Below are 22,586 nucleotides of genomic sequence, written 5' to 3'. Positions count from 1 at the left end.
GCAAAGCCAATCTTCGTTGGCTGACGCTACGATAACACGGCTGAATTCCGCGCCAAAACACACCCTTGACATGCAACCATTTAGTTGCCTATTGTCGATGGCATGGACGAAGTCTTCAAAGCGTTGGCGGACGCATCGCGGCGGTCGCTCCTGGACAGGCTTCACGCCAGAAACGGGCAGACATTAAACGAACTGTGCGAAGGCCTCGCCATGACGCGGCAGGCGGTCACCAAGCACCTTGCGATTCTCGAACAGGCCAATCTCGTCACCGCGTTCAAGCATGGCCGCGAGAAGCTGCACTATCTCAACCCGGTGCCGATCCATCAGATCGGCGAACGGTGGATCAAAAAATTCGAGCGCGCCAAGCTGGTCGCGCTCAGCGAATTGAAGCGGCAATTGGAGAAGCGTGATGAGTAAGCCGGAATTCGTGTACGTCACCTATATCTCGACCACGCCCGAGAAATTGTGGGAGGCGCTGACCAATAGCGAGTTCACCAGGCGTTACTGGTTCAACACGGAAGTGAAATCCGACTGGAAGGCGGGTTCCCCGTTCGCACTGGTCATGAACGGCACCACGACGGATGTGGGCGAGATCCTCCAAGCCGAGCGGCCGCGGCGTCTCGCCTACACCTTCAAGCATCAGCTCGATGAGGAGATGCGCAAGGAACCGCCGACCAAGGTCACCTTCACCATTGAGCCCCACGGCGACCTCGTGAAGCTGACCGTGACGCATGAAGGATTCGCCAAAGGCAGCAAACTTCTCGACGGCATTTCCAAGGGATGGCCGGCGATCCTGTCGGGACTCAAGACCCTGCTCGAGACCGGGACAGTGATCGCGATCCCGCCTCGTGCGCTTGAGATCGAAGGGTTCGAATAGAAATGAAGATATATCGGAGGAATCCAGAGGACATGAATATCGAGAAATTCAAGCCGGCGATCGTCTACACGATCTATATCGCGTCCACACCGGAGAAGGTCTGGGAGGCGCTGACCAATGCCGAGTTCAGCCGGAAGTATTTTTCCGGCCACGCGGTCGAGGTCGATCTCCGCGTCGGCGGCGCATTCATGGTGCGCACGCCCGATGGCGCGCCGCACATCACCGGCGAGGTGATCGAATGCGAGCCGGCGCGGAAGCTGACAGTGACCTTCAACGTCAACTGGCCGGCGCTGGTGGAAAAGCTCGGACCGACGCTCGTGACCTATGAGATCGAGCAAGCCGGCGATGCGGTCAAGCTCACGCTGCTGCAATCGCACGACCGGCCGATCAGCGACGATATCCTTTCTGGTGGCCGCGCCGGCTGGCCCGCGATCCTCTCCAGCCTCAAGAGCCTGCTGGAGACCGGTGAAGCCATGGTCATCCAGATGCAGCCGCCCGAACGGATGCTGGCGGCGCTGAAGGAGCTGGGGATTGCGACGCCGTAAGGCTACGACGTCACCCCCTCGCGCGCAACTCGCGGCGCAGCACCTTGCCGGTCGCGGTCATCGGCAACGACTCCGCGAACTCGACGAAGCGCGGATATTCGTGGGCGGCGAGTTGTACTTTGACAAAGTCCTGGATCTCGCGGGCGAGCGTGTCGCTCGGGGCATAGCCGGGGCGGAGCACGATCCAGGCCTTGATGGATTCGGTCCTGATCGGATCGGGAATGCCGACCACGGCCGACATCGCCACCGCCGGATGCTTCATCAGCGTATGCTCGATCTCCGACGGGCCGACGCGATAGCCGGCGGTGGTGATGACGTCATCCTCGCGGCTGACGTACCAGAAATAGCCATCCTCATCCTGCACGCCTAGATCGCCGGTAAGTAAGAACTCGCCGGCATATTTCTTCGCGGTCGCTTCCGGGTTGCGCCAATATTCGATCATGGTGCAAGGACACGGCTGCCGCACGCCGATGATGCCGCGCGTCCCCCGCGGCAGCTCCTCGCCTCTGTCGTTGACGATACGCACGTCGAAGCCGGGTGTCGCTTTGCCCATCGAGCCCGGTCGGATCGGAAACAGATTCGAATTGCTGCCGATCACGAGGTTGCACTCGGTCTGGCCGAACACCTCATGGGCGTCGATGCCGAAGGTGTCGCGCACCCAGCCCAGTAATTCGCCGCCGAGCGACTCTCCGCCGGTGAAGATGCTGCGCAGCTTCACGCCCGAATTTGTCACGCCCGCCTGCCGCATCAGCTTCAGCGCGGTCGGCGGCAGGAACACGTTGCGGATGCCGAATTCAGCCATCATCTGCATCGCCGCCTGCGGCTCGAACTTGCGCGCGCGATGGCCGACGATGGGAATGCCGTGATACCAGAACGCGAACAGACCGTTGATCAGGCCACCGATCCAGGCCCAATCCGCCGGCGTCCACATCAGGTCGCCGAGCCGCGGCAGGAAGTTGTGGCACATCTCGACATTCGGCAGATGGCCGAGCACGACGCGATGCGCGTGCAGCGCGCCCTTTGGATTTCCTGTGGTGCCCGACGTATAGATGATGAGCGCGGGATCATCGGCCGAGGTGTCGACGCTGGTAAACTCCGCCGAGGCCGCACGCAGTGAGGGCCAGAACGGCCTGGTGCCTGCGGGCGCTTCGTCACCGACCACATAGATGTTCTTCAACTCAGGCAGGCGGTCGCGGATCTTGGCGAGCTTCTCCCAGCCGGCCGCGTCGGTCACGATCGCCTTCGCCTGCGAATTCGACAGCCTGAATTCCAGCGCATCCTCGCCAAACAGCGCGAACAGCGGGATCGAGATCATCGCGGAGCGGAAGGCGGCAAAATGCGCGATCGGCAATTCCAGCGATTGCGACAGGAACACCGCGACGCGGTCGCCGCGCTCAAGACCGTCGGCCTTCAGCACATTGGCGAAGCGGCGCGACATCTCCGCGACCTCGTCGAAGGTGGTGCGCGTCTGGGCGCCGTCCTCGTCGACATAGACAAGCGCGAGCCGTCCGGAGCCATCGGCATGGCGGTCGCAGCAGGCGGTCGCCATGTTGAAGCGCGCCGGCACGTCCCAGCGGAAGTTGCGGCAGAGCTCGTCGTAGGTTGCGGCTTCCTTGAGCATGATCCTCGGCGTTCCCAGCGTTTCCTCGCGGACCGGCGTCGCGATGACCGGTCGCTCTATTGTTGTCGTCAGTTTTAAAGCGCCGCGCGCCCCGCACAAGTCTTGGTGCCCTGCACGTCGCGCCTTATGCGCTGCCGCTGAGAGCGTTGCTGATCGACCCGAGCGGGAAGCGAGGCGGCGCAAGCCGCGTCAACGCGTCGCGATGCGTGCAATGCTTCCGGGTCGTCATTCCGTCGCCGACTTCGCCGCGCCGCGGAATAATGCGCGGACGGGATACCAGCCGATCACCTCGGATTCTCCCCCTTCCGGTAGACGCAGGCGGCCCGGAACTCACGCAACTAATTGATTTAATTTAGCTTATCCTGATTTCCTTACTGTCATGCGCGGATTCATCATGAGGTCTGTCGGCACCGTTCAGGGGTCGCAATTTTGTCAAATAAGCCTATATTGGGGGACGAAATGACATGTGCGGCGCGCCGCCGGTTGTGGCCCGCCGTCCTCAGCCCCCAATCGCGCTATCGCTAAGAAGAGTAAGAGGTCGTCGACCATGCGTCCTATGCGTCCGTTCAACTTTAACACCTCCGCCGAGCTGTTTCCTGCCGCCATTCGCAAGAAGAAGCGGGCCGGATTCGCCTATCGGCGCTTTGGCACCGCGGCGGAAGCCGTGCAGTATGCCATGGAAGAGCTGCCGGCGGATTCGCTGAACGGCGCCTACCTGCAGGTCGAGGAAGCCCGTTTCGACCAGAACGGCATCCGTTCGCTCTACGAGAGCGAGGCGTTCCCGCTGCCGCGTCGTCCGCGCCCGGTGCAGGCCAATACCGACGCCGACGCCGCTTAAACCGATCCGTCCCTACCCAAGCGAAAAGCCCTCGGGATGCTCCGGGGGCTTTCTCTTTTTTCGGACCTATAACCGTGGCTGCTTGTCCAGCCAGCGCTTGAGCATGCGCACGTTCCGGACATTGGCGCGGAACATGACGTCGAATGCGTCGCCCGCGAGCGGCACCAAGCCGACCGCGCCGTCGAGCGCGACATTGGCGAGCATCCGCGCGGTGATATGCCAGGGCGCGCCCAGCGCACGCGCTTCGCGCACCAGCCACAGCGAGATCGCAGTCGTGATGATGTCGCCGACCACCGGAATCAGGCCGATCAGGCCGTCGATGCCGTAGCGGATCTTGGTGCCGGGCACGATGAAGGCAACGTCGAGCAGTTTTGCGATCGCCTCGAGCCGCGCCAGCCGCTGCTCGCGGGTGAGATTGCCGAACGGATTGGCGGTCTCGAAGTCGAGCCGGAACGCCTCGAACTGCGGATGCAGCGCGGCCTCCGGAATCTCGCGTCCGTCCTGGTCGATGACTTTCCCCCGCGGCCGCGTGTCGCGGAACGGGCCTCGCGAGCGGGCGCGGTTGGGCGTGAAGATGTCGTCGGGCATGGCCATTCAGATGGTAACGCAAGGGCGCGGCACAAGTTGCGTCACATTACCGCTCTGTCAGCTTGCGGCAGGGCCGCACACTCGCCGTTATTGCGTCGCTAGCAGCGTCTCATTCGCGATGCCAGCTAAAAGCATTGCCGCGATTTAACTGGTGGATCTTGTCGGCTCAGGCCAACACCGGCCGCTTTAATCCCGCGAGGATTTCCATCACAGCGATGCCGCATATCGAGATCACTGAGGAGTGCCGCGCCCTGATTGAGAGCGCGGTTGAGCCCCCGACGGGACGGCGCTTGCCAAACGGCAATTGGGTCATACCGGTCAACGAGGCAACATGGGAGCGGCTGCAGCAAGCGCGGCGGCAAGGCGAAACGATCTCGGACTGCATCATTCGCCTCATGATCGTCACCCTGCATAAGTACGGCTTGCAATAAAGCATCGCAGCCGTCCCGTAGGATGGGTAGAGCGCAGCGAAACCCATCGCGATGGAGCAAGCGGCACCAATGATGGGTTTCGCTTCGCTCTACCCATCCTACCGCCCCCGCGAAAGCAGACCCATAACCACGGGGAAGCGTTTGTGGCGCGAGCAACCGGTTGTAGAGTTGTAGGGTGGGCAAAGGCGCACTTGCGCCGTGCCCACCATCCAGCGCTGTGCTCGTGATGGTGGGCACGCTTCGCTTTGCCCACCCTACAGCATGGCCGCGAGTGCTGATTCAAATGTCAAACAGCGTGAGGGATGCGAGTCCGCATTCTCGCGGCGCTTTGCGTCCGAGCTTTGCGTTACTTTCCGCCCTCTTCGATATCAGAGGGCGCAGGAAAAACCTTGGTTACAACCGGCTGCCCAGCTTGTAGAGCCGCTCGCGCCTGGCGAGGCGTCATTCCATAGACACGCTTGAATAAACGGGTGAAGTCGGCGGCCTGCATATCCAATCCGCAGGTCCAGGCAAGGCGGCCGATTCCGGACGCGTCCGTCGTCCTCAAGGCATCGACGAAACGGCGCAGCCGAACGTCGCGCAGATATCCTGCCACGGTCAGGCTATTCTCCGAGAACAGCTTGTAGAGCTGGGTCCGCGATACGTTGATGCCCCGCCAGATATCGTCCGGCGTTAGCTCGGGGCGATGATAGTTCTCCTCGATGTAGGCAATCGCCCGCATGAATTCCTTGCTTGGCCGTGCCTGAAACTGCTCGCCCCGCGACAATTCGCCCCGCAGCAGATGAATGAGGAGTTCGGCTGTCGCCTCGAGCACGATCTCGAAGTCCTGCGCGTCCATCCTCCCGTAGGACTCGAACAGCAACCGCATCTGGGCGCCGACAAAGGGCGCCAGCGGAGCTGAACTGAGGGAGCGAAGGATGAAGGGCTCGCCGGAGAGGTCAGTCTCGAGTGCAGCAGCGAGGCGTGTTCGCGGCAGGAAAATTGTCGCTATGCGAGCCAGGCGCGACCGCGCCGTCACCTCGACCGTGCTTTGCACCATCCCAAGGTCTCCGGCTCTTAGGCTGACGAAACCGGTTGCGGTCTCCTCGCTGTATTCTCCGGACAGGACGTAGTCGAATACCACGCCGTCGATCTTGTCGGCTGCCGCATCCGCTTCGGTTCGCTTTGCCTCCACGCAGGAATTGGACGTCAGCTTGTAGAAAGCGACGTTGTTCCCAACGAACCATGCCACGGTGCTGTCGAGCGGCATCCCCTCCGATTCGCCGATGGTTCGGACATAGCTGCGACGAAACAGGTTGGCGTCCGCGAGATAGTCCGCGCTGTTCGCACGGGGATCGAGGCTGCTTCGTTCCCCGTAGAGGAAGCGCGCGGGGCGTTTTGGGGACGACGTTTCGGGAGAGATCCGAGTGGAGTCGCGCGGGTCCGGGCGATCGTCGGAATGATTAACCATAGACCATCCAGCCGCGTAGTGAATCCCATCGCTCCCGATGCGTGCGCTCGGATAGCACCCGTTGCTATCGAAAATTTTGCATTCCGTCCAAAACTTCATGTTTTCCGTACCACGGGGTAGCCGTCACGTTGCCGGTGTGTTTGCTGGACAATTCCACCTGACCGGTAAATCGCTGCATACATGAATCGCGCCTTTCGTCCTGCCCTCAATCGGATCCTTGGCATGGTCCGGGTCTCCGAACAGGTCAGTCTCCTCAACAAGGAAGATCGTCTCCGACACCGCCACCGGGTCGGCTCTGAGTGGAAGTGGAGCGTTTCGGTCGCCGCCCTGCTGCTGAGCATTGCGCCGTCGCTGGCGTGGGCGGATGCGGTCGGCGACGCGTCCAGCGCCCTGCAAGCGGCCATCGTGGCCTACGCTGCCGATCCCAGCACGGCCAACGGCGCTGCGATGCAGGCCGCGCTGACGGCCTACAACCAGGCCGTCGCCAGTAACGCCACCACCACCGTCAGCACGGCCACGTCGGTCTCGGCCTGGCAGACTGTATTTGGCGCGACAGCGATCTATGTAGGCGCCGGGGGCGCGCTGTCATACGCGGTGAGCGGCTCCGGACCGGTTGGCGGCGCGATCAATGTGGATCCTGGTGCCGCTCTCGCTATCGGCAGCGCCAGCGCCAATCTGAGCGATGCCGGAGCCCACTCGTCCGTGACCTTCTCCGGCAATTCGTCCAGCTTCGGCGGCGCGATCTTCAACACCAATACGGTGACGATCGCTGACAGCAGCTTCTCCAATAACTCCGCCAGCTTCGCCGGCGCGATCTACAATTTTTCCGGCACGGCGACGATCGTAGACAGCAGCTTCTCCAGTAATACCGCCACTCAGGGCGGCGCGATCGCCAATGACGGCATGGCGACGATCGCTGGCAGCAGCTTCTCCGGCAATTCGGCCACCTATGAGGGCGGCGCGATCTACAATACCGGCACGGCGACGATCGCCGACAGCAACTTCTCCAACAATTCGGCCACGTATGGCGGCGGTGCAGTCCACAACTATCACGGCACGGTGACGATCGCCGGCAGCGGTTTCTCTGGCAACACGGCCACTACCACCGACGGCGGCGCGATCTACAATGACGGCACGGCGACGATCGCTGGCAGCAGCTTCTCCGACAATTCCGCCACCTCCTATGGCGGCGCGATCTACAGCGAGGCAGGCAGCACGACGACGATCGTCGCCGGCAGCTTCGCCAGCAATACCGCCGGCAGTCAGGGCGGCGCGATCTTCAACGCCGGCACGGTGTCGATCAGCGGCAGCAGCTTCTTCAACAATTCCGCCAGCAGTGCCGGCGGCGCGATCTACAACACCGGCACGGCAACGATCGCCGACAGCGCCTTCGCCAGCAACGCGAACGGAGCGATCTACAACACTGGCACGGCGTCGATCAGCGGCAGCAGCTTCGCCGACAACTCCTCCACGACCTATGGTGGCGGCGCGATCTTCAACTTCGGCACGGCAACCATCGTCGACAGCCGCTTCTCGGATAATTCCGCCGGCGCCGGTGGCGCGATCTTCAATGAAGCGAACCGCACGGTATCGATCACCGACAGCAGTTTCTCCGGCAACTCGGCCACCTATGGCGGCGCCATGTTCATCAACGGCACCGCGACGATCACCGGCAGCAGCTTCTCCAACAATTTCGCCGCCCATGGTGGCGGCGCCATTTTCGACTCAAGCGGCACGGTGACAATCGCCGACAGCAGCTTCTTCGGCAACACGACCGACACGCTGGGCGGTGCGGTCTACACCGATTACGGCACGATCAATCTGACGGTCAGCGGAGGCCAGACCTCCATTTTCTCCGGCAATACGGCCAGCGGACAAGCCTCGTCCATCTACTTGAATGGGCCCGCCACGCTCGATGTGAGCGTGGCGCCCGGAGGCGTGCTGGACATGCGCGATCCTATGGGCGGCAGGACCAACGGTCCCCTCGCTATCACCCAGACCGGCGCCGGCACCTGGAAGCTTGGCGGTAGCAATGTCTTTACCGACGAGGGCAGCCAGACCATCTTCAACGTGGCGGCCGGCACGCTCTATCTCTATGCCGCCGGCGAGGTGAGCAACGCCACCGCGACCAACAGCAGCGCCACAGTGGCCGCCGGCGCGATCCGGCTGGATGGCTCTTCTTCCAGCTTCATCCTGGGCGGCACCGCCACCCTGGTCGCCGCCGGCAGCAACAGCATCACCACCGAAGGCAGCATCGTGCTGCAAAGCGGCGCCACGTTCCGCGGCGGAACCGCAGCGGATAATGCTGATCTCGACGGCGGCGGAGCCCTGGCTGCCACCGGCGGCAACACCTCGCTGACCCTCGCCGCCACCGGCGGTGTCACCCTGCGGGGCAACCTCAACGTAGAAGCGGTCGCCACAGCCGATACCTTCTCCCTGAACGCCGAGCTCACCGACGCTTCGGGGTCGACCGGCAGCCTGACCAAGCTTGGGGCGGGCACAGTGGTCCTGACCGGCGACAACAGCTACACGGGGACCACGACGGTTGCAGCCGGCACCCTGGCCGTGGATGGCTCCATCGCCTCGAGTGCGCTGACCATCGTCAATGCCGGCGCCACCCTCGCCGGCACCGGCACCGTGGGCACCACGACGATCAACAGCGGTGGCATTCTCGCCCCCGGCAGGGCCGGCACGACCGGCAGCTTGGCTGTCAACGGCAACCTCACCTTCGAGAACGGCGCGATCTATGCGGTGGATATCGCCGGGTCCGGCAGCGACCTGACCACGGTGTCGGGCAGAGCCACCCTTAAAGGCGGCACCGTGGTGGTCTCCACACGTGATCCCTTGGTCAGCTACCAAAAAGGCCAGACCGCCACGATCCTGAGGGCCGGCACTGGCGTGAGCGGCACCTTCGCCGACTCCACCATCTCCTCCGCCTTCCTTGCGACCAGCCTCAGCTACGATGCCGACAACGCCTATCTCACCGTTGCCCCGATCCCCTCCAACGCAGATGGCTCGGGCAACCCGGCCATTTTCGAGACGGTTGCCCACACCGCGAATCAGTACCGCACCGCGGTTGCACTCGACACGCTGGCGCAATCCGGCTCGTCGCTTGCACTCTACAACAAGCTGCTGTTGCTTGACGCCGGCGAAGCCCGCGGCGCCTACAACGTTCTCGATGGCGAGATCCACGCCAGTCTGAAGAGCGGACTGATCGAGGACAGCCACTTTGCCCGCTACGCCGTCACCGGCCGGCTGCTCGCCGCCTTCGGCGAGCCGGGCGGATCATCCGCCGACAATGTCCGAAAGCTCAGCGACGGCCTCGCCGTCTGGGGTTCCGGCTATGGCAGCTGGGCCCGGCTCGGCGGCGGAGGCCATAACGCCGCAAGCCTCGACCGCACCGCGGGCGGTTTCTTCGTCGGCGCCGACAAGCTCATCGACGACATCTGGCGGATCGGCGTGATGGGCGGCTATGGCCGCTCATTCTACAGCGTCGATGGCCGCACCTCGTCGGCCGACGTCGACCAGTCCACGATCGGCGCGTATGCCGGCGCCCGGATCAACGATCTCGGCTTGCATCTCGGCGTGGCCAACACCTGGCATGCGATCGATACCAGCCGCAACGTCGCCTTCCCCGGTTTCGCCGAAATCGACAGGATCTCCTACAATGCCCGCACCACGCAGATCTTTGGCGATGCCGGCTACACCTTCCATGCCGGCGGGGCCGCCCTTGAACCGTTTGCCGGCTTTGCCTGGGTCAATCTGCACACGAACGGCTATGACGAGAACGGCATCGCCGGCCTGCACGGCGGCGATGAGACCCAAAACGTCACCTACTCCACGATCGGCCTGCGTGGCGCATTCCCCGTCAGTCTGGGATCGGTCAGCGGCAATCTCTACGGCACGCTGGGCTGGCAGCATGCGTTCGGCGATGTCACGCCGTGGACCACCCACGCCTTGACCAGCTCCGATGCCTTTACGGTGACAGGCGTGCCGATCGCCCGCGATGCCGCGCTCATCCAGACCGGGCTCGATATCCCCCTCAGCAAGGACGCCACGCTGGGTTTTTCCTATACGGGTCGGCTCGGCGCTCACACCGAGGAAAACGGGCTGTCCGCCCGGTTCCGCTTAGCGTTCTGAACATGAACCGCGCCGGGATCGCCACCATCGTCCCCGAGACGGGGGCGTCCGAAGGACGAGCCCGGAACCCATCCAACAGTAGAGCATGCGGTGAAATGGATTCTCTGATGTGCAGTAGCCGGGGCGCGCGCAGCGCGAGCTATGATGTTGGCTCAGGCCAACACCGGCGGCTTTAATCCCGCGAGGACTCCGATCAAAGCGATGCCGAATATTGAGATCACTGAGGAGTGCCGCGCCTTGATAGAGAGTGCGGCTGGGGCCCCGACCGGACGGCGCCTGCCAAACGGCAATTGGCTCATACCGGTCAACGAGGCGACGTTGGCGGGGCTGCAGCAACTGCGCCTGCGAGGCGAAACGATCTCGGACTGCATCATTCGCCTCTTGCTCGTCGCGTTGCATAAGTACGGCCTGCAATAAAGCATCGCAGCCTTCCCGTAGGATGGGTAGAGCGAAGCGAAACCCATCGCGATGAGCAAGCGGCACCCATGATGGGTTTCGCTTCCGCTCTACCCATCCTACGATTCGGTTGAACCTCGCACCGTTATCGTCGCTGCGAAAAGGGAAAGCCGGGTTTGCCCGTCGGGTTGTTTGTCGCACCCAAACCAACCACATCGTCATTGCGAGCGGAGCGAAGCAATCCATAGCGCCGCTTGTGGAAACATGGATTGCTTCGCTTCGCTCGCAATGACGGCGAAAGCGGTTAAGTCGTCACCGGCTGCGGCTCTTCCGCGTATTTGTGCGCCAGCCAGGACGACAGCGTTGCCGGCACCAGGCCGACGAGCCCGTAGAGAATGAACTGCACCGCGCCGGAGTCCGGGCCGCGCGAGCCGTAGAGCAATTCGGCCGCGATGAATCCGATTACGCCAACGATCAGCATGCGCGCGAACGGATTGATCTTCCGCACATGCATAAGAATGTCGTCGATCGCCGCCAGCATCAGCGACGGCACGATGCCGAACAGATACGCGTATTGCAGCGTCTTGACGAACGCCAGGAAGAACTTTCCGACCTCGTGCGCGCCTGTCTCGGTCCAATAGCCGGACTGGTAGGAGGTCGCGAACAGCAGAATGAGACCGCCGATGAACGGGCCGATAGCGGCGAAGATCAGGTAGCGTTTCATTGCGTCCCACTCACTGCACTAGATCATGATCCGATTAGGACCTTCCTACGCAAACGCTTCGCGTTTGTCGCGAGGGAAAACCGGTTTCCACTTTGCCGGATCATGCTCTAGCTGTGGTCTTTCAGGAGGTTGTCCATCTGGTCCGAACCGAGGAAGCCGAGGTTGCGAAGCTTCAGTGTTCCAGAGAGAGACCGGATGAACAGCCACAAGAATGCGCGTTTGACGCGCAAAGGTCGAGAGGCAATGGTGCGAAGTGTGGGGGAAGGAGGGGCAAGCCAGAAGCTACTTACCTTACCCGCTGCCATTCGATGACGATCCTCGTTCCGTCCGGGCGTTGGAAATGCTCTGTCATCTGATCGCCAGAAACCTTCAGGGTCAGCTCCCTCCGAGTGCGGGTATCCCCAACCCAGTTTGGAAAAGTGGCCCCTTCGACGCGGTTGCCGCTGAACTCACCTGTCTCATCCACAGTGTAAGTCCCGAAAAAACCGATGCTTCGAGACATCGCGGTTCGATTTTCGGCATCCGTGCCCCCACCACGCACATTCGACGCAAAACGTGGCGTATCTGCATCCGTCAAAACTTCGATAAAATGCATATCTGGCGTGAAGACCAGCATGCCGTTTGGCCGCTGACCGTAAGCAGGAAGGTTTCTTCCTTCTGGATCAATCTGCGCCGATACCATACGCCAAGTACCCACCACCTGGTTTGCTGAAGCTGCTTGGGCATGAGAACCGACAACAGAGGCTCCAAGTATGATGGCCAAGAACATTGAACGAATTGGCATTTTTCCTGCCTATGTTTGTACCTGCCTGCGTCATAAGTAACTAGCGGCCAACCTTGCACTCACGTCGCGGGTGTGAGGGCAACCGCCGCATCAGATGTCAAACGTCTTCGCGATCGGCCGAGAACGCGACCTCGCGCTGCGCTTCGATCCTGACGAGTCGCTGCGTCAAAGCCTTCGAAATCGAATCGTAAGCGGTGCTGCCCAGCGCAAGACGCAGTGGAGGATTAGTGCTGTCGGCGGCGGCGATCATCGCTGCCGCAGTCCGTCCCGCATCACCCTTCAGCGCGAAGCTCCCGCTGTCGATCGCCCGGCGCACGGCGCCGGCGGGAGTGTCCTCGTAGACGTCCATCGGCGCGGGACGCACCAGACCGGCTCCGAAATTCGTGGCCGTCGGGCCGGGTTCGGCGATGATAAAGTCAATTCCGAAGGGCGCGACCTCCTGCGCCACGGCCTCGACGAATCCCTCGATGCCCCACTTGGTCGCGTGATAGAGGCTGAAATTCGGATACGCGATCTGCCCGCCTTCCGACGAAACCTGGATGATGCGCCCACCTCCCTGACGACGCAGATGCGGCACTGCCGCGCGGATGAGCTGGATCGAGCCGGTCAAATTGGTAGCGATCTGATGGTTTATCTGCGGGTCGGTAAGTTCCTCGGCCGCTCCAAACAGCCCGTAGCCGGCATTGCTGACGACGACATCGATCCGCCCCATACGCTCGAATGCGTCGTCTATGGCCGCCCGGAGCCCGGCGGTATCCGTCACATCAAGTATCGTCGTACTGAGGTTCTCGCCGTGTGCTTGCTGAAGATCGGCCAGGCCGCTTTCCCGTCGCACCGTCCCGACGACGCGGTCGCCACGGGCAAGAAGGCGTTGCGCCATTTCGCGGCCGAGGCCTGACGACGCGCCGGTGATGAACCAGGTTTTGCTCATGAGATATTCCCTCTGAAATTACTCCGATGATGTAGAGGGGACCAATTGGTGCTATAAGACGTCCATTATTGGATGAGTAAGTGAAATAAATTCACCAGTGCCGCGCCCAAGCCTGAACGATCTGGCGGCTTTCGCCTCCGTCGCCAACCTTCGCAGCTTCCGTAGAGCTGCCGAGACGATAGGCGTCTCGCGTTCGGCCCTGAGCCACGCAATGATTGCGCTCGAGAGGAATCTCGGCATCCGCCTGCTCAATCGAACCACTCGAAGTGTTTCGCTCACCGAGGCTGGCGCCCGGCTGCTCGCGCACCTGGGTCCGGTGCTACAAGACCTCGATACGGCTCTCGACTCGCTCGCCGAAGTGCGCGGAACGCCTAGCGGAACTTTGCGGATCAACGCCAACAAGAGCGGAGCTGCAATCTTGCTGCGTGATGTCATTCCGCACTTCCTCGCTCAGCATCCGGAGGTCGAGATCGATCTTGTCTCCGAGGGGCGGCTCGTCGACATCGTCGAGCAGGGTTTCGATGCCGGTGTCCGCCTTGCCGAAGCAGTGCCGCAGGACATGGTTGCGGTCCGGTTCGGCGGCGATGCCCGCTTCATTGCAGTCGCCTCGCCAGCCTATCTGGAGGGTCGAGATCCCCCGATCACGCCGGACGATTTGCACGCCCACCGGTGCATCCGCCAGCGCCTGCCAAGCGGAAAGCGCTATCGCTGGGAATTCTCAAGACACGGCGCGGAGGTGGTGGTCGACGTTCCGGGCGTTCTGACCCTGGACGACAATGACCTGATCGTCGAAGCAGCAGCGGATGGGCTCGGCATTGCCTATGTGCCGGAAAGCTTCGCCCGAACGCTTCTGGATTCGGGGCACCTTGTCGCCGTTCTGGAGGATTGGTGCCCTCCGATTCCGGGTCTCGCCCTCTATTACCCCCGCAATCGCCACGTTCCTTCCGCGCTACGGGCGTTCATCGATACTCTGAAGGCGGCGGAGGTCTGAAGGTCGACTACCGGACGGTGTGGGACTTCGTCCACGCCGAGAAGCTCAGTTATAAAAAAAGACGCTGAGTGCCGCCGAGCAGGACTGTCCAGATGTTGCACGTCGGCGGCCGCAATGGATCAAATATCGGGAGCGGATCGCTCCGGTCTCGTCTGGTGTTCATCGACGAGACCTGGACGACCGGCGACATTATCCGACGCGAAGAGAACTCCCCTCACTCCCCCCACGCCGCAAACGCGTCGTTGAACGCGCGCTCGCCCGGCGCGCCCTTCTCGATCGCGATGATGGCGCGGCGCTGGTTGGAGTAGACGAGCGGCACGTCGAACCAGGAGCGCTCTTTGAGGAGCTGCAGGTTGCGCGAGCGGTCGGCATCGACGTTGGAGAGGCCGACCAGGAAGAAGCCGTCGGTGACCTTCACCGCCAGGCCTGCCAGCGGGGTGCCGCGGGCCTGCTCGTTGGACTTCATCAGGATGCCCGGCACATTGCCGACGCCGCCGTTCGGGAAATCCTGCGGCAGGATGAAAGTGAGCTCGGCGGTGTGGCTCGCGGGCAAGGACGAGTCGGTGTTGCGGCGGAACGACATCGTCATCTTGAACTTGCGGTCGGGGATCTCGATGTCGGCGCGCACGGCGATGTCGGGTGCCGCGTTGCCCGAAGCCTTGATCGGTTCGGTGCGCCAGATCACCGAGCCCACATATTGCTTGCCCTTGGGATCGCTGGGGTCCTCGTCATAGAGCACGACACGCTGCGCCACCGGTGCAACCGGCTCGCTGGACGACGGCTGGCCGACGCGGTCCGGGATCTTCGGCTTGGTCGCGGGCGTCGCGACATCCTTCGGCGCCTCCACCGAGGGGGACGACTTGAGCAGGCCGCTCACCACCGTGACCGCCTGCTTGCCCCAGAGGATGCCGGCGCCGACCAGAATCAGAATGATGCCGACCGCAATCGCGCTCTTGAACGGGAATGCCGAGCCGAGCCGCGCGCCCTTCTTGGCGTCGCGATCACCGCCATTGCCGATCCGCGACCGCGGCTGCGATCCCTGCGGCCCGTAGCGCTCGGCCTCCTCGCTCGACTCGTCATAGGAATAGGGCGCGTCCGGATCGGCGCCGCGATTCTCCATGTTCGGCTCGAGCCGGTCGAACTCCGGCGAGGGCGACGGCACATTGGCGTAGGTCTTGCGCGCATTGCGGTTCGCCTGCGCGGCGGCGCGGCCGAGATCGTCGGCGTCGGCGGCGAGATCGCGGAAGCCACGCAGAGCCGGCGGCTGCGGCGCCGGCGGCGCGCCATTGTTCGCGGCACCGTTGTTATCCGGCCCGCGCCGCGCACCGGGGGGCCGCTGCTGCGGATCGGGCGTTGGTGGCGCGGGCGGGCGCGGGGTGACCGGCGGCGCCTCGCCACGGAGATTGCGCGGCGGACGATCCTCGCCACCGGGCGGACGCGGCGGCGCTGGAGTGCGCGGGCGCGGCGGGGTGGTTGCTGCGGCCGGAGCGCCTTCCGGCGGGCGGGTGGTGGCGGCGGTGGCAGTGGCGCGGCGGAAGGCATCGCCGCTGCGGGAACCGGTGGCAGGACGGGTGGTCTCGCGGGCGCGCTGGGCGGCCTCCGATTCGACCTTGCGCACGGCCTCTTCGAGCGACAGGCGCTCGCGGGTGATCTCGGACTCGGAAAGCGGCGGCTGCACGCTGCGGAGCTGCTGGATCAGCGCAGCCCGCGCACGCTCATAAAGCGCGCGGCGGCTCTCACCGGGAGCATTGGGGTCCAATCCGGCGATGGCGCGGGCAATCAGCGGGTAGTAATCAGCCATTTCCAGTCAAATTGGTGGCATATAGGTAATATCCCGTTAAGCCTCGAACGGATTTTGTACCAGAATAGTATCCTCGCGTTCCGGGCTGGTGGAAAGAAGCGCGATCGGGCAGCCGACCAATTCTTCCACCCGGCGGACATATTTGATGGCCTGTGCCGGCAGGTCGGCCCAGGACCGGGCGTTCGCCGTCGGCTGCTTCCAACCCTCGATGGTCTCATAGATCGGCACCACGCGGGCCTGTGCACCCTCGCCCGCCGGCAGATGGTCGATTTCCTTGCCGTCGAGCTTATAGCCGGTGCAGACCTGTATGGTATCGAATCCATCAAGAATATCGAGCTTTGTCAGCGCCAGCCCCGTGATGCCGCAGGTGCGCACCGTCTGCCGCACCAGCACCGCATCGAACCAGCCGGTGCGGCGCTTGCGGCCGGTGTTGACGCCGAATTCCTTGCCGCGGCGGCCGATTTCCTCGCCGATCTCGTTCGTCAGCTCGGTCGGGAACGGACCCTGGCCGACACGGGTGGTGTAGGCCTTGCAGATCCCCAGGACATAACCGACTGCGCCGGGGCCGAGGCCGGCGCCGGTTGCGGCCTGCGCGGCCACCGTGTTGGAGGAGGTGACGTAGGGATAGGTGCCGTGGTCGACGTCCAGCAGCGCGCCTTGCGCGCCCTCGAACAGGATGCGCTTGCCCTCGCGGCGCTTGATGTCGAGCAGCCGCCAGACCGTTTCGGCGTAGGGCAGGATTTTCGGCGCAAGCGCCGTCAGCTCGCGCAGGATGCCCTTGCCATCGACCTCCTCGAGATTGAGGCCGCGGCGCAGCGCATTGTGGTGCGCTAGCAGGCGGTCGATCTTGTGCGGCAAGGTGTCGAGATCGGCGAGGTCCATCAGTCGGATGGCGCGGCGGCCGACCTTGTCCTCATAGGCCGGGCCGATGCCGCGGCGAGTGGTGCCGATCGCGGTCACCGCATTGGATGATTCGCGCAGCGCATCGAGATCGCGGTGCAGCGGCAGGATCAGCGTGACGTTCTCGGCGATGCGCAGATTGTCCGGGCTGACCGCGACGCCCTGCGCCTTCAGCCGCTCGACCTCGTCGAGGAAGGCCTGCGGATCGAACACGACGCCATTGCCGATCACGGCCAGCTTCGACGGCCGCAGCACGCCCGACGGCAGCAGCGCGAGCTTGTAGGTCTCGCCATTGATGACAAGGGTATGACCGGCATTGTGGCCGCCCTGGAAGCGCACGACGATGTCGGCCTGCTCCGACAACCAGTCGACGATCTTGCCCTTCCCTTCGTCGCCCCATTGGGCGCCGACCACGACAACATTGGCCATTTCGCAAGCGTTCCCTGCAACACTTCAAGGTTCGATCATGATCGACGCGGAAAAGCGGTGCCGAACTTTCCGGATCATGGTTTAAGCTGCCCAGCCGAAATCACGGCGTTAGCCGTTCGCACGCGGGACGCTAACCCCGATAAAGGAAGCGCTACGCTTAAGCAAGCAAGAAGGGTAGTTTTTGCGCCAATTGGACAATCTCCAAGCCTTTGATATCCCCCGAAAATTTGTGGCCGCCGCAAGGCAGGCCTCGATCATGGACAAGGTTTAAGGGAACAGCCAGCCAGATGTCCAAGAGTACCCGCGCCACCGAGACACTGGCAAAGCTCGGCGTGACATTCACCGTGCACGCTTATGACTATGATCCTAACGCCGACAGCATCGGCCTGCAGGCCGCCGAGGCGCTGGAGGTGGCGCCCAAACGGATGCTGAAGACGCTGATGGCGGAGGTCGACGGCAAGCCGGTCTGCGCCGTGGTGCCGTCGGACTGCGAGGTCAGCATGAAGAAGCTCGCGAGCGCCTTCGGCGGCAAGACCGCGAAGATGATGCGGCCGGCCGATGCCGAGCGGCTGACCGGTTACCATGTCGGCGGTATCAGCCCGTTCGGGCAGAAGAAGCGCGTGCCGATCGCGATCGAGCAGGCGGCGCTCACCGAGGAAAGCGTGTTCGTCAACGGCGGCCAGCGTGGTTTGCAGATCGAGCTGGCGCCCGGTGATGCCGTGAAGGCTGTCGGCGCGATCGTGCGGCCACTGACGGCTTAAGGTGAGGCTCAGGCCGTCGCGGGCTTGAGCGTCAGCACCTCACCGCGCTTCGAGAGCAGCGAGAACAGCAGCGACAGCGGCGCCATCGCGGCCAGCAGCGCGGCGCCCGCGATCAGCGCGGCCGCTGGGTTGCCCCAGGCATCCTGCAGCCGGCCGGCGGCGGAGGGCCCGATCGCCATCAGGAGATAGAAACAGGTGAAGAACAGGCCGAAGCCAAGCGAGCGGTCGCGCGGCTCGAGCACGCGCGTCGGCAGTGACAGGATCGCGCCGGACAATGGACCGACGGCGACGCCGAAGACGAGGCAGGCGATCGCTGGATGGATGTTTGCGACGAACAGCGCCAGCGCCAGGGCCGCCACAAGCCCGCAAGCAATGATCGCTGCGACCGGCCGCCCCGACCGCTCCACCAGATAGCCGCCGACGGGAATGGCCACGATGGTGAACCAGATCGCGAGGCTGACCAGCGAGGCCGCGCCCGTCGGGCTTGATCCCTGCGCCACCATCAATGGCGGCGCATAGCTGAAGAACAGCACGCAGGCGAGATTCATCGCGCCCCAGATGACGCCCGCGACCAGGACCGGGACCAGGATCTTGACCGGCAGGCCGGTGCGCGCGGCCGCCGCAGTCTCGGCCTGAACGGGACTCCGTGGCAGCAATGCGAAGGCGCCGAGCACGATCAGGGCCAACATCGCGCTCGACGCCATCACCGCCGGCCACCCCAGCGATTGTGCCAGATAAGTCTGGGCCGGCAGCGCGACCATCGCGCCGAACGGCCAGCTCATCTGCAACAGCGACATCGCCAGCACGATCTCGCGGCCAGCGAACCAGTCGGTCGTCATCTTGGTGGCGACCAGGATTACGATGGTGGCGCCGACGCCACCGATCACGCGCGCGACCAGCGCGGCGGCAAAGCTGTCGCAATAGGACAGAGCAACGCCCGACACCACCATCAGCGCCAGCCCGCCGAGCCCGAGCGTCGTCTCGCGCACCCGCTGGCCGATCAAGCCGGCCGGAAAGGCGACGACTATACCGGGCAACAGATAAGCGCCGAGCAGCATGCCGAGCTGGACGTAGCTGAGCGCCAGATCGTGCATCAGGACGTTGGTCGTGGATCCGACCGACTGGAATTGAAACCCGGTCGCCGCGCGCGCCGCGAACAGCACGGCAAGCACGATCCATCTGCGGGGCATCCCTGCCTCCCGATCAATCCTGGAAGTCGCCGCTGGCGAGATTGAGGCTGACCGCGTCTGAGAATTCGGACAGTTCGTCTTCGGAAATCTCATGCAGCGAGAGCTGGAGCTGCATGATCGCGAGATCGACAAGGTGGCCCGCAAAGGACAGCCCGCCGGAAACCAGAATGTTACGCTGTTCGGTCAGTACCGGAATCACGTTACGCAAGCGACGGGCCCTCAATTCATCCATAGCGATGCCCTCTCAGAGGCCGCTGCGCGGTCGCGACCAGCCAGTGGGCGGTGGTGGCGACGTCGGCGAACAATTCGATCGCCTTCGTCGCGACAAGATGCACTGAACCAGGATCGGCATCGCGCCGCTGCCGGCTCGCGGCTGCATCGGTCAGGAAGGTGACGCGATGGCCGCGATGTGATGCGTCGATGGCGGTGGCAAGGCAGACCTCTTCTGCGGCCAGACCGCCGATCGCAAAGCTGCCGATCCGCGAGACGACGTCCTCGAACAGCGGATTGGCGTAGCAGGAAGGCTGCCTGCGCTCGAACACCATGTCCGCGCGCTTCGGCTCCAAGCCCATGATCCAGGGCGACTGCGCCTTCCTGTCGACGAGATCCAAGCCTTCAGCCCGCCGCGTGAAGGCGATCGGCATCCCGGCATTGCGGGCGTGCTGGATCGCGGCCCTGCAGCTTTCCAGCGAACGCTCGATATCATCAGCGCAACCCGCCGCCCCGCGGAAATAAGCCTCCTCCTGCAGGTCGACCATGACCAACAGACGGCTGCTGGAAGCGCCAACATAGGGTTTGAGGTCGATCACCGGGGCCATGGCGGTCACATCGTGGCCGGCTGCGCGGCCGCGCCGCGGCCGGCGGACATTTCCAGGATGCCGGGAACGTCCCACTGTCCCTCGGGACGGATCAGGACGTAAGGATCCTCGCCAAGGGTGATGCGCTGCGGATGCCGCTCGGCCTGAAGCTTGACCTCGACATAATCGAAATCGGAGAACACGAATTCGCGCGAGCCAGACATGCGCTCGAAGCCGCGCTGCTCCCAGAAGCCGAGCAATCGCTTCTGCGCATGCGCATAGAGGACGTTGTAACCCTTCTTGCGGCAGAGCTCGATCGCGGCATCGACGATGCGCCCCGCAATGCCGCCGCTGCGGCTTTCGCTGCGCACGGCCAGCCGCTCCAGCTTGGCGAAATCGGCGAAGTAGCGGATCCGCAGGCAGCCGACCGGCTCGCGGCCCTGATGGCAGATCAGATGCGTCGCGGAGAAATCATTGCCGTCGAATTCCTCCTCGAACGGACAATGCTGCTCGCCCATGTAGACGGCGCTGCGGATCGCCATCACGCGTGCCATCTCGTCCATCGAGCGCACCACGCGCACCGAGATCGGATCCGGCGGCACCGGCTTCGGCGGCGGCATCTCGTGCGAGCGATCGAGCATCTGCAGATGCGGCGCGAACAATCCATCATAGCGGGCGCCCGGGGTGAACCCGAGCGGCTCGAGCACGCGCAGCCCTTCCTTGGTGATCGGGCGCGAATAGATGTTGACGCCCTGGTAGAGCGGGCTCGAGAATTTCTGCAGCACCAGCGGGATCGCGGCGACCGTCGGCCCCTTGGCGTGGATGCACCAGACATAGATGCCCGCCGGGCGCTCCGACTGCCGCGTGACGAAGGCGAGATCCGGATTCTTGGTATCGAGCCGTCCGTCGATCAGGCGGCGCGTGCCTTCATGCGTCAATGGAAGCACCGCGAGGAAACCTTCGCCCTTCGGCGCGGCAATGTCGAACTGATCACGCCGCGCGATCGCCCAGAACGCATCCGGATTATGGTTGGCGACGGTCTGAACGATGCGGTTGGTGGTCAGTCCCGGGATATCTTCCCTCGCCGCATCCATCAGCGCCGCAATCCCGGCGGCATCGACGGTGAAAATCACCGTACGTTTCGCCAATTGCAGCATGGTCATCTTGTCGAGCGAACGGGCGGGACCCGCCCCCTGGCGCCTGGTGGCGGCTTTGCGAATAAAATCGAGGTCCAGAGCAGTCATCGATCATCTCTCGCGGTTGTGAATTTGCCGCGTTTCTGCCAAGAATAGAGGGTTGTTCCCGTTAAGCTAAAAGGCGACAAACGAGGCGATTTGTATGCACTCACCTGAGCGCAGGGGTGTTCACCACCGTGCACACCCCCCGGGCCGCATCGCCCAGTGGGATTCGGTGCGGATCTTCCTTGAGGTGGCACGGATCGGCAGCTTCCGCGCTGCAGCCCTCGAGCTGAACGCTTCGGCCAACTTCCTGCGGAAGCAGATCCTGCAACTAGAGAGTGCCTATAAAACGACATTGATCACCCGCCATGTCGACGGTGTGCGGCTGACGCCCGAAGGCGAGAAGGTGCTAGAGGCGGCGCGGCGGATGGAGGAAGCCGCTTTCGCCCTCGACCGCGCGCTGAGCCAGACCACGCCGGCACTCTCGGGCGAGGTGCGCTTTGCCATCACCGAAGGTCTCGGCACTTTCTGGGTCGCGCCGCGGCTGATCGAATTCCAGCGCGTCTATCCGGGGCTGCTCGTCGATCTCAAATGCGAGATGCGCTCCGCCGACGTGCTCCGCCTCGAGGCCGACGTCGCGGTGCAGCTCGAAGAGCCGGACAAGCCCGATCTGAAGCGCGTCAAGATCGGCCGTCTTCACGTCATGCCGTTCGTCAGCCCGTCCTATGTCGAGATCTACGGCATGCCGAAGGACCAGGACGACATAAGGCAGAACCACCGCATCGTGCTGCAAGACGCCGACCAGACCCGCGCGCAGCAGATGTACGAGCAATATGCCGGCCGCGAGCAGGTCGGCTTCGTCGCCATGCGCAACAATGTCAGCAGCGCCCATGTCTGGGCGGTCGCCAAAGGCGCCGGCATCGGCTGGCTGCCGACCTATGTGCCGGCGGTGGCGGGGCCTTTGATCCCGCTCGACATCGGCATCAACTTCTCGCTCGACATCTGGCTTGCCTATCATCCCGACGCCAAGCGGATTCCGCGCGTCAAGCAGTTGATCGACTGGACCATCCAGGCCTTCGACGGCCGGAAGTATCCGTGGTTTCGCGACGAGTTCGTGCATCCCAACGATCTGCAGAAAACCTACAAGGGGGAGCCACTGGTAAATCTGTTCGCAGGCTTCGTGAACGAAACACGCTCCAAGATCGGCTGAGCAA

At 63.5% G+C, this 22,586-nt stretch carries 22 protein-coding genes and 1 pseudogene; 11 read left to right on the top strand and 12 right to left on the bottom strand.

What is annotated here, in order from left to right; genetic code table 11:
* The first annotated feature begins 102 nt into the window (after nt 1-102).
* From AC5ZGW_RS16860 to AC5ZGW_RS16850, 3 genes are read left to right on the top strand one after another with little or no spacing between them, the layout of a single operon-like run.
* Nucleotides 103-417, top strand: coding sequence for an ArsR/SmtB family transcription factor (locus AC5ZGW_RS16860; RefSeq protein WP_130229933.1), 315 nt, complete (start codon nt 103-105; stop codon nt 415-417).
* Nucleotides 410-877, top strand: coding sequence for an SRPBCC family protein (locus tag AC5ZGW_RS16855; protein ID WP_130229929.1), 468 nt, complete (start codon nt 410-412; stop codon nt 875-877). Before AC5ZGW_RS16860 ends, AC5ZGW_RS16855 begins: the two co-directional genes overlap by 8 nt.
* 32 nt (nt 878-909) lie before the next feature.
* The gene (locus AC5ZGW_RS16850; protein ID WP_028163801.1) at nt 910-1,422 is read left to right on the top strand and encodes an SRPBCC family protein; all 513 of its coding nucleotides are present in this window, start codon (nt 910-912) and stop codon (nt 1,420-1,422) included.
* A gap of 10 nt (nt 1,423-1,432) precedes the next feature.
* Here AC5ZGW_RS16850 and AC5ZGW_RS16845 read toward each other — a convergent pair whose 3' ends face one another.
* Nucleotides 1,433-3,043 carry an acyl-CoA synthetase gene (locus tag AC5ZGW_RS16845; RefSeq protein WP_130229928.1) on the bottom strand — a complete coding sequence of 537 codons (1,611 nt, stop codon included), beginning with the start codon at nt 3,041-3,043 and terminating at the stop codon, nt 1,433-1,435.
* A 547-nt stretch (nt 3,044-3,590) separates the two neighbouring features.
* Here AC5ZGW_RS16845 and AC5ZGW_RS16840 point away from each other — a divergent pair.
* Nucleotides 3,591-3,881 carry a hypothetical protein gene (locus AC5ZGW_RS16840; protein WP_028163803.1) on the top strand — a complete coding sequence of 97 codons (291 nt, stop codon included), beginning with the start codon at nt 3,591-3,593 and terminating at the stop codon, nt 3,879-3,881.
* Nucleotides 3,882-3,947: 66 nt separating this feature from the next.
* On the opposite strand, the gene AC5ZGW_RS16835 is transcribed toward AC5ZGW_RS16840, so the two are convergent.
* Entirely contained in the window at nt 3,948-4,475 is a 528-nt protein-coding gene (locus AC5ZGW_RS16835; RefSeq protein WP_130229927.1) for a DUF4112 domain-containing protein, read from the bottom strand.
* A gap of 209 nt (nt 4,476-4,684) precedes the next feature.
* Between AC5ZGW_RS16835 and AC5ZGW_RS16830 the strand changes: the two genes are divergently transcribed.
* Nucleotides 4,685-4,900, top strand: a complete 216-nt coding sequence (locus AC5ZGW_RS16830; protein ID WP_130229926.1) for a hypothetical protein — start codon at nt 4,685-4,687, stop codon at nt 4,898-4,900.
* Nucleotides 4,901-5,246: 346 nt separating this feature from the next.
* Here AC5ZGW_RS16830 and AC5ZGW_RS16825 read toward each other — a convergent pair whose 3' ends face one another.
* Nucleotides 5,247-6,449: a helix-turn-helix domain-containing protein gene (locus AC5ZGW_RS16825; RefSeq protein ID WP_130229925.1), complete on the bottom strand. Its 1,203-nt coding sequence runs from the start codon at nt 6,447-6,449 to the stop codon at nt 5,247-5,249.
* 123 nt (nt 6,450-6,572) lie between these two features.
* Between AC5ZGW_RS16825 and AC5ZGW_RS16820 the strand changes: the two genes are divergently transcribed.
* On the top strand, nt 6,573-10,490 hold the full coding sequence (locus tag AC5ZGW_RS16820) for an autotransporter outer membrane beta-barrel domain-containing protein (protein WP_496113937.1): 3,918 nt from the start codon (nt 6,573-6,575) through the stop codon (nt 10,488-10,490).
* A gap of 144 nt (nt 10,491-10,634) precedes the next feature.
* On the top strand, nt 10,635-10,907 hold the full coding sequence (locus tag AC5ZGW_RS16815) for a hypothetical protein (protein WP_456643864.1): 273 nt from the start codon (nt 10,635-10,637) through the stop codon (nt 10,905-10,907).
* A 283-nt stretch (nt 10,908-11,190) separates the two neighbouring features.
* Here the strand turns inward: AC5ZGW_RS16815 and AC5ZGW_RS16810 are convergent, their stop codons facing one another.
* From AC5ZGW_RS16810 to AC5ZGW_RS16800, 3 genes are all read right to left on the bottom strand, one after another.
* Nucleotides 11,191-11,610 carry a DUF5413 family protein gene (locus tag AC5ZGW_RS16810; protein ID WP_130230904.1) on the bottom strand — a complete coding sequence of 140 codons (420 nt, stop codon included), beginning with the start codon at nt 11,608-11,610 and terminating at the stop codon, nt 11,191-11,193.
* Between the two features lie 286 nt (nt 11,611-11,896).
* Nucleotides 11,897-12,394, bottom strand: a complete 498-nt coding sequence (locus tag AC5ZGW_RS16805) for a lipocalin-like domain-containing protein (RefSeq protein ID WP_028163810.1) — start codon at nt 12,392-12,394, stop codon at nt 11,897-11,899.
* 97 nt (nt 12,395-12,491) lie between these two features.
* Nucleotides 12,492-13,325, bottom strand: coding sequence for an SDR family oxidoreductase (locus AC5ZGW_RS16800; protein ID WP_130230900.1), 834 nt, complete (start codon nt 13,323-13,325; stop codon nt 12,492-12,494).
* Between the two features lie 97 nt (nt 13,326-13,422).
* On the opposite strand from AC5ZGW_RS16800, the gene AC5ZGW_RS16795 reads away from it, so the two are divergent.
* Together AC5ZGW_RS16795 and AC5ZGW_RS16790 are read left to right on the top strand one after the other, a co-directional pair.
* Complete coding sequence (locus AC5ZGW_RS16795) at nt 13,423-14,316, top strand: LysR family transcriptional regulator (RefSeq protein WP_130230898.1); 894 nt, start codon at nt 13,423-13,425, stop codon at nt 14,314-14,316.
* A pseudogene (locus AC5ZGW_RS16790) lies at nt 14,304-14,495 on the top strand (IS630 family transposase); the annotation flags it as partial. The gene AC5ZGW_RS16795 and the pseudogene AC5ZGW_RS16790, both read left to right, overlap by 13 nt.
* A gap of 35 nt (nt 14,496-14,530) precedes the next feature.
* Here the strand turns inward: AC5ZGW_RS16790 and AC5ZGW_RS16785 are convergent.
* Entirely contained in the window at nt 14,531-16,117 is a 1,587-nt protein-coding gene (locus AC5ZGW_RS16785; RefSeq protein ID WP_463326962.1) for a hypothetical protein, read from the bottom strand.
* Between the two features lie 36 nt (nt 16,118-16,153).
* On the bottom strand, nt 16,154-17,446 hold the full coding sequence (locus AC5ZGW_RS16780; protein WP_130231798.1) for an adenylosuccinate synthase: 1,293 nt from the start codon (nt 17,444-17,446) through the stop codon (nt 16,154-16,156).
* Between the two features lie 287 nt (nt 17,447-17,733).
* Between AC5ZGW_RS16780 and ybaK the strand changes: the two genes are divergently transcribed.
* Complete coding sequence (gene ybaK / locus AC5ZGW_RS16775; RefSeq protein WP_130231800.1) at nt 17,734-18,207, top strand: Cys-tRNA(Pro) deacylase; 474 nt, start codon at nt 17,734-17,736, stop codon at nt 18,205-18,207.
* A gap of 8 nt (nt 18,208-18,215) precedes the next feature.
* On the opposite strand, the gene AC5ZGW_RS16770 is transcribed toward ybaK, so the two are convergent.
* The 4 genes from AC5ZGW_RS16770 to AC5ZGW_RS16755 are packed head-to-tail and all read right to left on the bottom strand — an operon-like array spanning nt 18,216 to nt 21,438.
* Nucleotides 18,216-19,397: an MFS transporter gene (locus tag AC5ZGW_RS16770; RefSeq protein ID WP_463326963.1), complete on the bottom strand. Its 1,182-nt coding sequence runs from the start codon at nt 19,395-19,397 to the stop codon at nt 18,216-18,218.
* Between the two features lie 13 nt (nt 19,398-19,410).
* Nucleotides 19,411-19,605 carry a hypothetical protein gene (locus AC5ZGW_RS16765; protein ID WP_433994500.1) on the bottom strand — a complete coding sequence of 65 codons (195 nt, stop codon included), beginning with the start codon at nt 19,603-19,605 and terminating at the stop codon, nt 19,411-19,413.
* A gap of 16 nt (nt 19,606-19,621) precedes the next feature.
* Nucleotides 19,622-20,215, bottom strand: coding sequence for a cysteine hydrolase family protein (locus AC5ZGW_RS16760; protein ID WP_051396697.1), 594 nt, complete (start codon nt 20,213-20,215; stop codon nt 19,622-19,624).
* Between the two features lie 5 nt (nt 20,216-20,220).
* A complete protein-coding gene (locus AC5ZGW_RS16755) occupies nt 20,221-21,438 on the bottom strand; it encodes a GNAT family N-acetyltransferase (protein ID WP_245287274.1) in 1,218 nt (405 codons plus the stop codon).
* Nucleotides 21,439-21,532: 94 nt separating this feature from the next.
* Between AC5ZGW_RS16755 and AC5ZGW_RS16750 the strand changes: the two genes are divergently transcribed.
* Nucleotides 21,533-22,582 (top strand): LysR family transcriptional regulator, encoded by a 1,050-nt coding sequence (locus AC5ZGW_RS16750; protein WP_130227390.1) that lies wholly within the window; start codon nt 21,533-21,535, stop codon nt 22,580-22,582.
* Nucleotides 22,583-22,586: the final 4 nt, after the last annotated feature.

Source organism: Bradyrhizobium sp. Crot121 (assembly GCF_059512385.1).
This window is presented reverse-complemented; position numbering and strand designations above follow the sequence as displayed.